24 protein-coding genes and 1 pseudogene are annotated in these 14,410 nt (G+C 23.0%); 17 read left to right on the plus strand and 8 right to left on the minus strand.

The genetic code is table 4. From position 1 onward, the window contains the following. The first annotated feature begins 70 nt into the window (after positions 1–70). From AACL02_RS08905 to AACL02_RS08960, 12 genes are all read left to right on the plus strand, one after another. Positions 71–280, plus strand: a complete 210-nt coding sequence (locus AACL02_RS08905; protein WP_339040964.1) for a hypothetical protein — start codon at positions 71–73, stop codon at positions 278–280. Between the two features lie 16 nt (positions 281–296). After that, positions 297–464: a hypothetical protein gene (locus tag AACL02_RS08910; protein WP_339040966.1), complete on the plus strand. Its 168-nt coding sequence runs from the start codon at positions 297–299 to the stop codon at positions 462–464. Beyond that, a complete protein-coding gene (locus AACL02_RS08915; RefSeq protein ID WP_339040968.1) occupies positions 452–1,111 on the plus strand; it encodes a PD-(D/E)XK nuclease family protein in 660 nt (219 codons plus the stop codon). Before AACL02_RS08910 ends, AACL02_RS08915 begins: the two co-directional genes overlap by 13 nt. Next, positions 1,101–1,340, plus strand: a complete 240-nt coding sequence (locus AACL02_RS08920; protein WP_339040970.1) for a hypothetical protein — start codon at positions 1,101–1,103, stop codon at positions 1,338–1,340. Before AACL02_RS08915 ends, AACL02_RS08920 begins: the two co-directional genes overlap by 11 nt. Continuing rightward, complete coding sequence (locus AACL02_RS08925) at positions 1,325–1,546, plus strand: hypothetical protein (protein WP_339040972.1); 222 nt, start codon at positions 1,325–1,327, stop codon at positions 1,544–1,546. Before AACL02_RS08920 ends, AACL02_RS08925 begins: the two co-directional genes overlap by 16 nt. Then, complete coding sequence (locus AACL02_RS08930) at positions 1,539–1,730, plus strand: hypothetical protein (RefSeq protein WP_339040974.1); 192 nt, start codon at positions 1,539–1,541, stop codon at positions 1,728–1,730. Before AACL02_RS08925 ends, AACL02_RS08930 begins: the two co-directional genes overlap by 8 nt. Positions 1,731–1,740: 10 nt before the next feature. Further along, positions 1,741–1,866 carry a hypothetical protein gene (locus AACL02_RS08935; RefSeq protein WP_339040976.1) on the plus strand — a complete coding sequence of 42 codons (126 nt, stop codon included), beginning with the start codon at positions 1,741–1,743 and terminating at the stop codon, positions 1,864–1,866. Then, positions 1,859–2,725, plus strand: a complete 867-nt coding sequence (locus AACL02_RS08940; RefSeq protein ID WP_339040978.1) for a recombinase RecT — start codon at positions 1,859–1,861, stop codon at positions 2,723–2,725. The genes AACL02_RS08935 and AACL02_RS08940 overlap by 8 nt, the downstream gene beginning before the upstream one ends. An 18-nt stretch (positions 2,726–2,743) precedes the next feature. Continuing rightward, positions 2,744–2,908 carry a hypothetical protein gene (locus tag AACL02_RS08945; protein WP_339040980.1) on the plus strand — a complete coding sequence of 55 codons (165 nt, stop codon included), beginning with the start codon at positions 2,744–2,746 and terminating at the stop codon, positions 2,906–2,908. Between the two features lie 227 nt (positions 2,909–3,135). After that, positions 3,136–3,393 (plus strand): hypothetical protein, encoded by a 258-nt coding sequence (locus tag AACL02_RS08950; protein WP_339040982.1) that lies wholly within the window; start codon positions 3,136–3,138, stop codon positions 3,391–3,393. Between the two features lie 3 nt (positions 3,394–3,396). Then, positions 3,397–4,170, plus strand: coding sequence for a hypothetical protein (locus tag AACL02_RS08955; protein WP_339040984.1), 774 nt, complete (start codon positions 3,397–3,399; stop codon positions 4,168–4,170). 133 nt (positions 4,171–4,303) lie between these two features. Further along, positions 4,304–4,561 (plus strand): hypothetical protein, encoded by a 258-nt coding sequence (locus AACL02_RS08960; protein WP_339040986.1) that lies wholly within the window; start codon positions 4,304–4,306, stop codon positions 4,559–4,561. A 142-nt stretch (positions 4,562–4,703) separates the two neighbouring features. On the opposite strand, the gene AACL02_RS08965 is transcribed toward AACL02_RS08960, so the two are convergent. The 7 genes from AACL02_RS08965 to AACL02_RS08995 form a co-directional block, all read right to left on the minus strand. Continuing rightward, a complete protein-coding gene (locus AACL02_RS08965; protein WP_339040988.1) occupies positions 4,704–4,910 on the minus strand; it encodes a hypothetical protein in 207 nt (68 codons plus the stop codon). A 144-nt stretch (positions 4,911–5,054) separates the two neighbouring features. Further along, positions 5,055–6,371 (minus strand): hypothetical protein, encoded by a 1,317-nt coding sequence (locus AACL02_RS08970; protein ID WP_339040990.1) that lies wholly within the window; start codon positions 6,369–6,371, stop codon positions 5,055–5,057. Further along, positions 6,355–7,134 carry a hypothetical protein gene (locus tag AACL02_RS08975; protein WP_339040992.1) on the minus strand — a complete coding sequence of 260 codons (780 nt, stop codon included), beginning with the start codon at positions 7,132–7,134 and terminating at the stop codon, positions 6,355–6,357. Before AACL02_RS08975 ends, AACL02_RS08970 begins: the two co-directional genes overlap by 17 nt. Before the next feature lie 5 nt (positions 7,135–7,139). Continuing rightward, positions 7,140–7,310 (minus strand): hypothetical protein, encoded by a 171-nt coding sequence (locus AACL02_RS08980; RefSeq protein WP_339040994.1) that lies wholly within the window; start codon positions 7,308–7,310, stop codon positions 7,140–7,142. A 149-nt stretch (positions 7,311–7,459) separates the two neighbouring features. After that, positions 7,460–8,577 (minus strand): IS3 family transposase gene (locus AACL02_RS08985; protein ID WP_339040349.1). Its coding sequence is split into 2 segments (ribosomal slippage): positions 7,460–8,334 and positions 8,334–8,577, totalling 1,119 coding nucleotides; the frame shifts between segments, so codons are not numbered across the junction. 29 nt (positions 8,578–8,606) lie between these two features. Beyond that, positions 8,607–9,182: a hypothetical protein gene (locus AACL02_RS08990; protein ID WP_339040996.1), complete on the minus strand. Its 576-nt coding sequence runs from the start codon at positions 9,180–9,182 to the stop codon at positions 8,607–8,609. 513 nt (positions 9,183–9,695) lie between these two features. Then, the gene (locus AACL02_RS08995) at positions 9,696–11,504 is read right to left on the minus strand and encodes a hypothetical protein (protein ID WP_339040998.1); all 1,809 of its coding nucleotides are present in this window, start codon (positions 11,502–11,504) and stop codon (positions 9,696–9,698) included. 135 nt (positions 11,505–11,639) lie between these two features. Between AACL02_RS08995 and AACL02_RS09000 the strand changes: the two genes are divergently transcribed. Next, positions 11,640–12,760, plus strand: a protein-coding gene (locus AACL02_RS09000) for an IS3 family transposase (RefSeq protein ID WP_339040217.1) whose coding sequence is annotated in 2 segments (ribosomal slippage) — positions 11,640–11,883 and positions 11,883–12,760 — 1,122 coding nt in all. Because the reading frame shifts where the segments join, the coding sequence is not laid out codon by codon here. A gap of 23 nt (positions 12,761–12,783) precedes the next feature. Then, a pseudogene (locus AACL02_RS09005) lies at positions 12,784–13,215 on the plus strand (IS3 family transposase); the annotation flags it as partial. On the opposite strand, the gene AACL02_RS09010 reads toward AACL02_RS09005, so the two are convergent. Then, positions 13,212–13,535, minus strand: a complete 324-nt coding sequence (locus tag AACL02_RS09010) for a hypothetical protein (protein ID WP_339041000.1) — start codon at positions 13,533–13,535, stop codon at positions 13,212–13,214. The pseudogene AACL02_RS09005 and the gene AACL02_RS09010 overlap by 4 nt on opposite strands. 146 nt (positions 13,536–13,681) lie before the next feature. On the opposite strand from AACL02_RS09010, the gene AACL02_RS09015 reads away from it, so the two are divergent. Genes AACL02_RS09015 through AACL02_RS09025 form a run of 3 tightly spaced genes read left to right on the plus strand, consistent with a single transcriptional unit; the run spans position 13,682 to position 14,410 of the window. Next, positions 13,682–13,930: a transposase gene (locus AACL02_RS09015; protein ID WP_339041002.1), complete on the plus strand. Its 249-nt coding sequence runs from the start codon at positions 13,682–13,684 to the stop codon at positions 13,928–13,930. Positions 13,931–13,967: 37 nt separating this feature from the next. After that, complete coding sequence (locus tag AACL02_RS09020) at positions 13,968–14,246, plus strand: transposase (protein WP_339040490.1); 279 nt, start codon at positions 13,968–13,970, stop codon at positions 14,244–14,246. 41 nt (positions 14,247–14,287) lie between these two features. After that, positions 14,288–14,410, plus strand: coding sequence for a hypothetical protein (locus AACL02_RS09025; protein ID WP_339041004.1), 123 nt, complete (start codon positions 14,288–14,290; stop codon positions 14,408–14,410).

A 14,410-nucleotide genomic window follows, 5' to 3' on the forward strand; every position in this document is an offset into this window, starting at 1 on the left:
TTTATATATAAATACATACCTCATTAACAATATCATAACACAATAAATAAAATAAAGGAGAAAAATAAAAATGAAATATGCTTACTTATTAAAATATGAAGTTAATTATACTGGCCAAATAAAATATAAATTATTTTCTACAATTGAAAATGCTAATAACTTTCATAGAAATTATAAACATCATTTAATCAAAGAGGCTTATATTGAAAAATATGAAATATTAGTAATGGAATTAGACATAAATTTAAATAATGACAAATTAAATCAAAAACTTAATTAATGAAAGGAAAATAAACATGACTTATCGATGTGATTTCAATAATTTTAATAATAATTTATGAAAAGTATTTGATAAAAATTGAGAAAATTGAAATTTTAAAGGTTCTATTCAAGAACATAAATTTAAGAAAATAATTATTAAATACGATGCTCGTGTTAAAGGTATTGTCGAATGTCCAAATTAATTTTTAAAAAAGAAACGCATCAATATTTTTTTGAAGATAAAGAATTAATATCAGTTTCTAGAATTATTGATAATTATTTAGGTTTTGGATATAGTCATATATCACCAGAAGTATTAAAAAATGCTTCAGTTCGAGGTAAATGAGTTCATAAACTTAATGAATTATATTTACAAAATATTAATCAAGAAAATATAATTAATGATTTATTAAAAAAAGTAAAACCATTAACTAATTCAATAAATTATTCTTATTGTAAAAAATCACTTATATTTTTAAAAGAAAAATTTAAAGATAAAAATAATTATGAATTTATTATTGAAAAACCTATTAATGACAGTGTAATTGCTGGAACACCAGATTTAGTTTATTTAGATAAAAAAGATAATAAATATTATTTAGTAGATTATAAAACTTATGCTTGTATTGATGATGATAAATTAAAAAGAATTCAATTACAATTAACTGCTTATTATTGAATGATTAAAAGTGGTCAAATCGGCATTAATATATCAAATAAAACTTATGTTTATTTAACTAATAAAAATAATCAAGAAGAAATTGAAATTGAAATAACAAATGAATTATTACTTGAATGATTTAAGGCAAAAAGAGATTATTTTAAAGGAGAAGATAAAAATGGAATATAAAATGGAATATTGTAAAAATAAAAAATGTAACTTTAATGAATTATTAGTTAAAAGTCTTAATGTTAGAATTGAATATTTAGAATATAAAATTGAAGAAATTAATTTAAGTCAAATAAATTTATGAGAATTAGATGTTTTAAGAGGTCAAATTAAAGAATTAAATATTTTAAAAAATAATATTAAAGAATCATTAAAAAGAGGAAAACCTAAAGAATGAATAGAAAAGTAAAAAAAATTATTTGTGCTACATCAGTAATCACAGATGAACAATGAAATTATGAAGAAATAAAAGATAACTTATTAAGTATATTATTAAGTTTTAAAAATGAAATTCAATATAAAAATTGAAATAAAATTGTAAAAAAAGAATTTGAAAAAAATGATATAGATTTTATTTTTAAATTTAGATTAGAAAAGAATGATAAAAATGATTAATGAAAAATCAATTAAAGAAATAAATATTTATTCTTGTAATTCACTTGAATTTGATAAGTTACCACAAAAATTAGATAGTAACCAAAATAATTGAATTGTTATGAATAGTCATTTAATAGTTAATCCTAGTAAAAATATTGAAGTACATTTAGATAATAGATTTAAAAAAATTAAAAAATGATAGGAGAAAAATTATGGATAATCAAACTTTAATTTTATTAAAACATATAGGAAAAATTAATAAAAAATTAGATGAAATATTAAAAATATTAAATGCTGAAAAAATAATTTGAGATGAAGGAGAAGAAAATAATGAGTAATGATTTAACTAATAATAAAAATTCATTAACTATTGAACAATGATTTAATGAAAAAAATCAAGGTAATATTGATAATAAAGAAATACAAAGATTTAAAAGTAATGTTTTAGCAATTAAAAATCAATTAGGATTACCAGCAAATAAAACAACTTTAGAAGAATGTTATCAAGCAACATTATTACAATTACCATTAGAAAAGAATTTTGGTTATTGTTGAGTTGTACCTTTTAATAGAAAATATAAAGATGAACAAGGCAATTGAAAACAAGTTAAAGAAGCGCAGTTTCAAATGGGCTATAAAGGTTATATTCAATTAGCATTACGTAGTCAACAATATAAAGAAATTAATGTAAGTGATGTTAAATTTGGTGAAATTAAAAAAATAGATAGATTAAAAGGTATGAAATTTAATTGAATTCAAAATGAATTAGAAAGATTGAAACAACCTATTATTGGTTATGTTGCTTATTTTAAATTAAAAAATGGTTATGAAAAATATTTATATATGTCAAAAGAACAAATAGAAGAACATTTTAATACTTATTCAGAAACTTATAAAAAAAATAAAAAATTTATTGTTAGTAGTTTTGAAGCAATGGCATTAAAAACTGTATTAACTCAATTATTAAGAAAATGAGGAATTATGTCAGTTGATATGCAAAATGCTTATGAAAATGACCAAGCAATCATTACTGAAACAGAAAAAATATATATTGATAATCCAAGTAACAATAATCATGTTGAAGTTAAAATTATTGATTCAAATAATGATATTGATAATACTTATATAAATTCTGCTTTATCTAAATTAAAAGAATTAGAAAAAGAAGAAGAAATTATAGAAAATTTTGAAGTTTAATGAAAGGTAAAAGTAATAATGAATAAAGAAAAATTTGTTAAATATTTAAATAATGAAATAAAAGTATTAACTGGAAAATCTGATATTTATAAAATATGCCATGACACAAACAAAATTTTATTATATATGCAAGAAATGAAAATCAAAATTTTAGAAGGTGAATTTGATTATGAATCAAGATAATTTAAAACCATGTAAACATTATATATATTATAACGTAGAATATTATTATTTTGGAGAATGCGATATGTGTGATGAAGAAAAGGATGTGAAATAATGACTAAATGAGATTTAGCAAAATGATTAATGGAACAATGATTAGAAGCCAGAAAAAATAATGATAAAGAATATATGCGAATAATACAAGATAGTTTTAATGAATTTGATTGAGAATAAAAGAAGGTGAAATAATGAGAAATATTAGAACTGAATGATTTTATAATGAAAAAAGTCCAAAAGAAATAAAATGTCCCACAGTAGGATTATTAAAAAATAAGGAAGATGCTTTATGTTATTTATTAGCATTAAATTTATATCCAAAATTATATCCACAATATATTTATTATTCATGAATATTAGAAAATAATCAAACTGGTTATTTAATTATAGTTGGTAATAATAGAGATACTATTGGACATATGCAATTTAAATTTATAAAAGGAGAATAGAAAATGCCAAATACAGAAAATTCACAATCAAATTATACTTTATTAAAATTAATAAGAACGGGAATTAGTCCATTATCTGCAATGATAGGTACAAGTGCTTATTATGGTCAATTAATAGGAAATCCAATATTAGGTAGTATTAATGCTTTATTATTTTCAAAAAAATTCGGGATTGATATATGAAATTTAAATCAAATGCCAAGTACAAAAACTAAATTACTTAATAGTTATAAAAAAATATTATTAGGATTAGGAACAATTGGAATAGTTAATTATGCTAAATTTACTAATGCTGATATTAATCCTAATCCAACAGAAAGTCCAACAACAACTACCACAGTAAATCCTTTCCCACCAGATTTGGGACAAAACCTAGTTTTTATGATACAAAATACTGAATTTATGGGACAAATGGATTGAGATACATTTATTAGTTTAAATTCATATGGTATTGCGAATTTAATTGCTGGAATTACTGAAATAATTCCAAGTAAATTTGAAACAATTAGAAAAATAGCAAATATGGCTACTGGTGGATGTTTGATTAGTAGTGGTGTTGCTATGGGTATTAATAATGATTTTATGAATGCTTATGCAGTTCCTACTATTGTTGCTGGGGCAAGTGAAATAATTCATAATTTATTACCTATGGAAACAAATCATCATAATGAAGAAATGCAAGAAACAACATTTACTAGCGAAAATGCAAGATTAATTAATGATGTTTTAGAAAGAACACAACCAGTATACAGAGCAACCACATATAATTGTTTATAAAATGTGGATAAATAATTAAATTATCTATATTTAGTATAGATATTATGATATTATATTATTAAAACTTAATATAAGTTTTTAACCTGTTATTTTTTTCAAGTAACTGGTTTTTTATTTTGAAAGGATAGTTTAGATGAAAGATAAAAATAGTGCTCTAAAACTTGTTGAATTATGAATTAATCATATGACTGAATTGGAAAATTTAAACTTATTAGCAGATGTTGCAATTGCACAACATGAAAAACAAATGAAAAAATCTGTTAATGTTAATTTAGATACTAAAACAGATATATTAAAACAAGCCATAGATATAGCAGAAATAAATTTTAATTATTATGGTGATTCAAAAATATTAAATAATGAAAATAAACCAAATTCACCAAAAATGTAATACAAAAAAAATAGTTACCAAATGGTAACTATTTTCATTAGGTGCCAACCTAATTTGTAAGAAATTAATAAATTATCCCATACCTACCTTAAGTAAGTATTTTTTTATTATATATTATTTTTTTGGAAATTTTCAATAAATTTTAATAAATACTTTTAACTTCATTGGTTTTATTAATAGAATTTAACTTACTTTGTAATTTATTAATTTTATTTTGTTTTTTAAGTGCTTTTTTATTTGGGTCTGTTAAAGATTTACCAAAAGAAATTAAAGCATTTCCAAATTTAACTAATACATAACCACCATTAATACATAAATTAGCAATGATAATTATTGCTGTAGTATCCATATTAAATCACCACCTTTCTAAAATATTTGATTAATTTTTAATACAATTTTTACTATAATAAATATAATTAAACCTGCTGTTGCGGATGATAAAATGACTCCAATTAAACCTAAAATAATTTTTATAATTTTAAAAATCATAATATTATTTCTGCAATTCTTCTAATTTATATAAACAATTATCAACTTTTTCATCTTTACTATTTATAACTGCCATTAAATTATTACTCATACATAATCTTAAATTGGCATTATTTTCTTGATAAAAAGTTTGTAAAACTGAAAATGGTACTTTTTCTTGTAAAATATAAAAATTTAAATGTTGAATAACTGATACATTAATATTGTTAGGAATTCAACTAAATGATAATCTATATGAAGTATTTATTTTAAAATCATAATTAATGGTTGTGTTTTTTCCAGAAATAATCCCTACTTCTTTTCAATTTGAACCACTTGGTTGTTTTTTATTAATTTCATTAATTGCTTCAACAATAGTTTTTGCTGTTGTTTGTAAATTATTATCTGTAATATCTTGTTTTTTTCTATCAATGTGTCCAAAATCATCATCTAATTTTTTATCTATTTCTTCTTTTTTATAATAATCAGTTAAATCAGCAGAACCACCAGTAGCACTAATAACATTATTTTCAATTTTAATATTTTCACCAGCAGTTAATTTATCTTGTTTTTTATCAACATATTCTTTATTTGTACCATCTGTTAAAAAAGTAGGTGTTCCAACATCAATAAGTCTTTTTCCATTAACATCAATACCTTTATCATCTTTTGGTTTAATAAAATTAGTATTATCTTTATCAACTTCTCATAATGAATCAATATTACTATCAACATGAATTTTTAATTTAGGTATAGTATCACTAACATCATCTATTTTTATACCAGTACCTTCAATTAATCCCATTTTTTGTAAAAATGTTTTATTACCAGAATCTCAAGTAATTACTCTTCTATCACTTTCATCAAATATACTAGGTGTATTAAAATTATCTGTATTACATGAAATAGGATTATTAATTGCTTTTCTTGGAGTATGTAAATTTGCTTGTTGTAATAAATTATATACTTCCATTAATACATAATCTGGTTCACTTGGTGGACTAATACTACTTGATAAACCATTACCACTAATAGATACAGAACTTCTTATAAATGCCATACCATCAGTTAAATAATAAATAGTCATTCTTGCTGTTGCTCTTTTAACTAATTGTTGTTGAGTTTCATTAAGATTTTTAAATTCTATTACTTCAATTTGATTACCAGTAATAGTATTAATTCTTTCACTTGATATAGCAATTGCCATAATTGTTAAATCAGTTTTAGTATTATCAGTAGTAGTTTGGTCAGCATCTGGTATAAAACCATATATAGTTTTTAAATCATCTTTTGTAATATAATTTAAATTTACATTTCAATCAATATTATTTTTGTTTGCCATAATCTTTATACCTTCCATATCCTTGTACTGCTTGTGATTTATTAACTGTACTAATAACTGATTTATTAGGTTTAGTTACTGCTCTATTTAATTGATTAACATTTTTTCTAACGGTAGCATTCATTTCTTCTCTTGTTTTACGCACTCCGCCTAAATATTGATTAATAAATATTTTATTAGCACCACTACCATGAGAACCTGTGGCTTTACACATATCAATTCAAGTTTCTCTTGAAACATTAAAATAATCATATGATTTACTTAAATTAGTTCTATATGTTAATGTAGCAATACCATAAGTACCAGATTGTGCTTGTACTACTGGAGTTCACATACCACCCGCTAATGCACTACTAGATAAATTTACATAAACTCCAATCATACTGTCATAATCTTCTTGTGTTAAAGAATTCATAATGATTTCTTTACCTTTATCCATTAATGATTTACCATTTAAATATTGTTTTTGAATATGTTGTAATTTAGCAATATTATTATTTGTAATATGTGTCATTATTTTTTTATGAATTACTGGTAAATTAGTTAATTTTTGTAAAACTTGTTGAAATTCTGATAATTCTTTTTGTGATTTACCTTGTCCTAATACTTTTGACATTAATTGATTTTTTAATATTCCTGCTGGATTTTTTAAAAAACTATTAAATAAACTATTATTTTTTTTAAATTTTTCTATTAATTCAGCAGTTTGTATATCATTAACAGCAGTTTCTAATATCATTCTTAAAAGTAAGATAATAGGCATTTAAATTACTTCTTTGTAAAAGTTACTTGTAAAGAACCATCATATAATGTTTTACCTTCAACATTAGCGCTTGTTGCTTTTAAATCTGAAAAATTAGCATTACCTTTAATATAATTAGGATTTTTAGCAATAACTGCTTTTTCTACTTCATCTGCTGTTGGTTCAGTACCCACCATAGTAATAGCACCTAAATTAGTAAATTCAATTGCTGTAGCAATATCTACACTTGAAGTAACTGTAAACCCTTTAACTAAATCTGGACGTAATGCTTTACCATCACTAACTAAAAACTTATGAAAATTTGGAATGGCAACCCTTTTTAGGACTATTTTTTGGTAGACATTTGTTTTTGATAATTAACTGGAGTTAAGTAGTTTAAAGTGCCGTGAATTCTTATGTTGTTATATCAATTGATGTAATCAAATAATTCGAATTTTAATTGGATTAATGATGTAAAATTTTTATCATTAATAAATTCGGTTTTGAAAGTTTTAAAGGTTGCTTCAGCAACAGCGTTATCATAAGGACAACCTTTTTTGCTTAAAGAGCGATTAATATTGAATGCTAGTAAAAGTTTATCAATAATTTTATTATTAAATTCATTACCGCGATCACTATGAAATATTTGAATATCTTTTAAACAGCGATTTGAGTGCATAAATGCTTGATATACTAATGATGCATCTTTTTTAGTACCTACACTATGTCCAATTATTTCGCGGTTAAATAGGTCAATTAATAAACAAATATATTTTCACTTACCATTTACTTGAACATAAGTTAAATCACTAACAATAACTTCATTTTTAACTCTATTATTAAAGTTTCTATTAACAAGATTGGTTATTTGACTATCATTGACTTTATTATGATAATTTTTGAATGATAATTTAGTGTATTTTGATATTAAATTATGTTTATTCATAATTTCTTTAATTTTTCGTCTTGATAAATAAATTTCTTGGTTTTCTAGAATGACTTTTAATCTTCTAGTACCATAAACTTCTTTATTTTTTTTAAAAGCACTAATAACAGCTTGTTCATAAATATTATTTTGAATTTTATTTTTTTTCTTTAAATTAAAATAATATGTTGATTTAGAGAGTTTTAAAAAATGACACATTGTGCGAATTTTATATTTAGATTTATTATTTGCAATAATCTCTACTTTCTGCCTATTATTAGTGCTGCTTGCTTTAAAATATCATTTTCCATTCTTAATTGTTTTAATTCTTTTCTTAATTTAATTAATTCATTTTCTTCAACAGAACGATTATCTTTAGTTTTAAAACTACCTGAATTAGTAAATTGCTTAATTCAATTGTAAGTAGCTGCTCTTGTAACATTATATTCTTTAACAAGGCAAGATACTGATTTGCCACTTTGATATAAAGCTACTATTTGTTTTTTAAATTCATCGGTATATGAGTTAATATTGGCCATAATTATAGTTCCTTTCTTTGTTCACTTGTCTATGTAATTAGTGTCCAATAAAGTGTAACCCATCCAGTATTTGATATTTTTAATCATAATAACATTCTATAATCATCTATTTTTGGTGAACTGGGTAATGCAATATTAATAATTCCATTATTTTTTGCTGTTTTAACTGCTAATGATAATAATTTTGCAACTAAATATACTTCTACTGATTTTGCTTTTGCATCAATTCAACTAGATGCTAAACTATCAGAAATAATAACATTACCATCTTCATATCTTGCACCTAAACGTTTTAAATCAAGTGTTTCTTCTTCAAAATTAATTTCTTTCTTTTTATCTAAAAGAATTTGTATTGTATTCATTGCTGTTGGATTATTAGTACCAGCACCCGCTGTATAATCTTCAGTAATATTTCTTTTAGTAATATTATAAATAGCAGTACCAGCATCTAATTGTTCTCTATTTTCTACTGTTGCATTAATTAATGCTACTCTTTTTGATAATAAAACTTTTAAATTTTTAAGATATTTAACAGATAAATCTGCTTTACCACTAGGTGTACTAGGGTCATTAATTGTTGTTGATTGTGTTGTAATAATTGCCATATTTTTAACCTACCATTCCTATTTTTCTAGTATCTACTTCATCTTCTTTTTCTTCTTTAAATTTATCTTTTACATCTAAAGAATTACTAATATTTGTATCTTTATTTTTATTAAATAAATGCGGAAAATCTTTATTTAATAATGATAATTCTTCTTCAATATCATCTTTATCTCCAAGATATCTTTTTAATAAATTAATATTTTCATGTGATAAATCATATTTTTTATAACTTTCTGAATGTCTAATTTCTCTATCTTTATCAGTTTTTTCTTTATATAAAGCATTATATTTTTCTTCTAATTCTTTATATTTATCTTCTAAAGTTGGTTCTTTAACTTCTTCAGTTTCTGATTCTTTTTTCTCTTCAGATTCAGATTCTTTTTCAGTATTTTCTTCTTATTTTACTTCTTCTTCCTTAGTTTCTTCTTGTTCATCTTTTTCTTTTTCTTCCATACTATTACCTTCTTTCATTTCATTTTCATTTAACATAATTACCACCACCTTTCTAATTGTTATGTTAATCTTGGTGAAATTTGTATATTATTAAAGTTAATTTCACCTTGATAATTAACATTTGCACCAGTAAATGCTATTAAAGAACCAATAAAATTAAATGTTATATTAATTTTGTTAGTATTTTCATTTATGTTAATAATTACTCATAATTGTAAAAATGTTATTGTTTTTTTATGTTTATCAACATTTAAATTGGTATCTCCTAAATTTTTATAAAAATATTGATTTTCATTTAAAGTAGGATTAATATAATAATTTGATAATTCTATCGCTTCTCTATAAACCAAATACTTACAATTATTACCAGAATGTTCAATATTATCTTTATAACTAAAATAATCATTTTCATTGCTATATAAATGTCTATTATTATCATTATTATTTATAGGTATATTTCTTAAATCATCAATTATAATAGGATTACTACTATTAAATTCATTTATAAATCCTTCACCTTCCTGAGATTTTAATTGAAAGTTTAAATTTAATTGTAAGTATTTATAATCATTTATAAAATCTTTTATGTATTGATAACCATAATTCGTTATATCAATTGAAATATCTTTTATTCATGACTGATAATTACTTTGTTTTTGTCCTATGTAATACATTCCGTTTTTACTTTCTGTATTATAATACTGATTAGAAAAATGAATATTACTTAAATCTATAAAAATAGAGTGTGGTATTTCATTAGGTGGTGGTGGATTCACTGCTTTTGGATAATTATATTTATTTTTAAAACTATAAGTATTATTCGCTAATAAAAAATTATTCTTAATTAATCTTATATTACCACTTGCTTTACCAACTGTTTGGTATGTTCCTGCTCAAATACTAAAATCATCACTTACAGCGCCTTCATAATCATTTGGAATACTATAAAATGTTAATTTAAAATTACATTTTCCTTGAACTAAAATATCAATCATATCTATATAAAAACCACTATAATTATCATTACTAAAAATTGGTGATTGTAAATCAAAATCTTCTACTGGTGGTAATAAATATATTTGTTGATTATTATTTGGATTATTTTGTGATATATTAACTAAATTCATATACTTAGTATCAACAATATTATTATTATCAATATCATAAGTTGAAAGTTTAATGTTATCGGTCAAATTAAATGTAAAACTTGTCATATGACTTGTTGTACCCAAAATTGCTGGTATTTCATCAGGTGTACCATTTCTAAAAACATCATAAGGAATTATATTTTTTTCAGTTTGTTTTGAATATAGTACAGTACTATAAAATTTATATAATTCAGCACTCATTAAAAAATTAACTATATTAAACTTTGGAATTAATAAATTTGAAACTTTTTTAAATCCTATATTCATTCCGCCAGTAAATCCATTAAAGAAACTACCAAATACTGGTATAGTATTTAATTGAATTTTAACTGTTTCTCTTACTGATAATGGTATTTCATTCATAGAATTATAAATAAAATACATTAAAGAATTTAAATTTCTTAAATTTTTAAATTTTAAATTATTAATAATATAATCATTAATTTGACCACGCGGTTGTTTAAGTTTTTTATTAAAATATACAAAATATGGATTACCAAGTGTATAAAATTTATCAGTATCTAAATTTACTCCATTTAAAAAATTATTATTTCAATAAGGAGTATATTTTCCGTTGTCTTCTAGTTTATTAGTCGCAGTTGTTTTTTCAACATCTGTTAATATATGACCTTCAAAAGTCTTTTTTGCACCATCATCATAACTTGGCGCAATAATTTCTTGTCATTGTTGATAAGTATCAACTGTTGATTTTGCTCCCACAGTTAAAACATAATTTGTTTCTGGTAAAGCACTAAAACTAACTGGGTCATATGTAGATGCTTGATAATTTGGATGGGTTACACTTTATTGGACACTAATTACGTAGACAAGTGAACAAAGAAAGGAACTATAATTATGGCCAATATTAACTCATATACCGATGAATTTAAAAAACAAATAGTAGCTTTATATCAAAGTGGCAAATCAGTATCTTGCCTTGCTAAAGAATATAATGTTACAAGAGCAGCTACTTACAATTGAATTAAGCAATTTACTAATTCAGGTAGTTTTAAAACTAAAGATAATCGTTCTGTTGAAGAAAATGAATTAATTAAATTAAGAAAAGAATTAAAACAATTAAGAATGGAAAATGATATTTTAAAGCAAGCAGCACTAATAATAGGCAGAAAATAGAAATTATTGTCAAAAATAAAGTTAAATATAAAATTCGCACAATGTGTCATTTTTTAAAAATCTCTAAATCAACATATTATTTTAATTTAAAGAAAAAAGAAAATAAAATCAAAAATAATATTTATGATGAAGCTGTTATTAGTGCTTTTAAAGAAAATAAAGAAGTTTATGGTACTAGAAGATTAAAAGTCATTCTAGAAAACCAAGAAATTTATTTATCAAGACGAAAAATTAAAGAAATTATGAATAAACATAATTTAATATCAAAATACACTAAATTATCATACAAAAATCATAATAACAAAGTTAACGATAGTCCAATAAACAATCTTGTTGATAGAAACTTTAATAATAGAGTTAAAAATGAAGTTATTGTTAGTGATTTAACTTATGTTCAAGTAAATGGTAAGTGAAACTATATTTGTTTATTAATTGACCTATTTAACCGCGAAATAATTGGACATAGTGTAGGTACTAAAAAAGATGCATCATTAGTATATCAAGCATTTATGCACTCAAATCGCTGTTTAAAAGATATTCAAATATTTCATAGTGATCGCGGTAATGAATTTAATAATAAAATTATTGATAAACTTTTACTAGCATTCAATATTAATCGCTCTTTAAGCAAAAAAGGTTGTCCTTATGATAACGCTGTTGCTGAAGCAACCTTTAAAACTTTCAAAACCGAATTTATTAATGATAAAAATTTTACATCATTAATCCAATTAAAATTAGAATTATTTGATTACATCAATTGATATAACAACATAAGAATTCACAGCACTTTAAACTACTTAACTCCAGTTAATTATCAAAAACAAATGTCTACCAAAAAATAGTCCTAAAAAAGGTTGCCATTCCATATATTTGTTTATTAATTGACCTATTTAACCGCGAAATAATTGGACATAGTGTAGGTACTAAAAAAGATGCATCATTAGTATATCAAGCATTTATGCACTCAAATCGCTGTTTAAAAGATATTCAAATATTTCATAGTGATCGCGGTAATGAATTTAATAATAAAATTATTGATAAACTTTTACTAGCATTCAATATTAATCGCTCTTTAAGCAAAAAAGGTTGTCCTTATGATAACGCTGTTGCTGAAGCAACCTTTAAAACTTTCAAAACCGAATTTATTAATGATAAAAATTTTACATCATTAATCCAATTAAAATTAGAATTATTTGATTACATCAATTGATATAACAACATAAGAATTCACGGCACTTTAAACTACTTAACTCCAGTTAATTATCAAAAACAAATGTCTACCAAAAAATATTCCTAAAAAGGGTTGCCATTCCAATTTAAAGGAAAAATTAAATGTGTTGGATTCATAGTAATTTCTTTATTATCAGTTTTATTAATGTTTCTACCTCATAATCCAATAGCAATAGTACCGACAGTTCCATAAAAAGTTACTTGAGCATGTGTAACTGGTCTAGGTCTTAAATAATTCGGGTCTAAAATGATATTTTTATTTAAATCCAGTGTTGGTAATGCAATTGGTTCACCAACAGCACCTAATTGTACATATTGATTAATTGCTAATCCACTATGTGCCAATTTATCATTTAATGAACTAAAAGTACATTGTATATAAGCCAATTCTTTATTTTCGTTATTATAAGTTTTACTTGCAACTTCAAGAATATATCATTGTCTATCAACTGTATAAGCAGTACTTCTGGATGGGTTACACTTTATTGGACACTAATTACGTAGACAAGTGAACAAAGAAAGGAACTATAATTATGGCCAATATTAACTCATATACCGATGAATTTAAAAAACAAATAGTAGCTTTATATCAAAGTGGCAAATCAGTATCTTGCCTTGCTAAAGAATATAATGTTACAAGAGCAGCTACTTACAATTGAATTAAGCAATTTACTAATTCAGGTAGTTTTAAAACTAAAGATAATCGTTCTGTTGAAGAAAATGAATTAATTAAATTAAGAAAAGAATTAAAACTGGATGGGTTACACTTTATTGGACACTAATTACATAGACAAGTGAACAAAGAAAGGAACTATAATTATGGCCAATATTAACTCATATACCGATGAATTTAAAAAACAAATAGTAGCTTTATATCAAAGTGGCAAATCAGTATCTTGCCTTGTTAAAGAATATAATGTTACAAGAGCAGCTACTTACAATTGAATTAAGCAATTTACTAATTCAGGTAGTTTTAAAACTAAAGATAATCGTTCTGTTGAAGAAAATGAATTAATTAAATTAAGAAAAGAATTAAAACAATTAAGAATGGAAAATGATATTTTAAAGCAAGCAGCACTAATAATAGGCAGAAAGTAGAGATTATTGCAAATAATAAATCTAAATATAAAATTCGCACAATGTGTCATTTTTTAAAACTCTCTAAATCAACATATTATTTTAATTTAAAGAAAAAAAATAAAATTCAAAATAATATTTATGAACAAGCTGTTATTAGTGCTTGGAATGGCAACCTTTTTTAG

It is taken from the genome of Spiroplasma endosymbiont of Apeira syringaria (assembly GCF_964020205.1).
Taxonomy (GTDB): Bacteria; Bacillota_I; Bacilli_A; order Mycoplasmatales; family VBWQ01; genus Spiroplasma_E; species Spiroplasma_E ixodetis_A.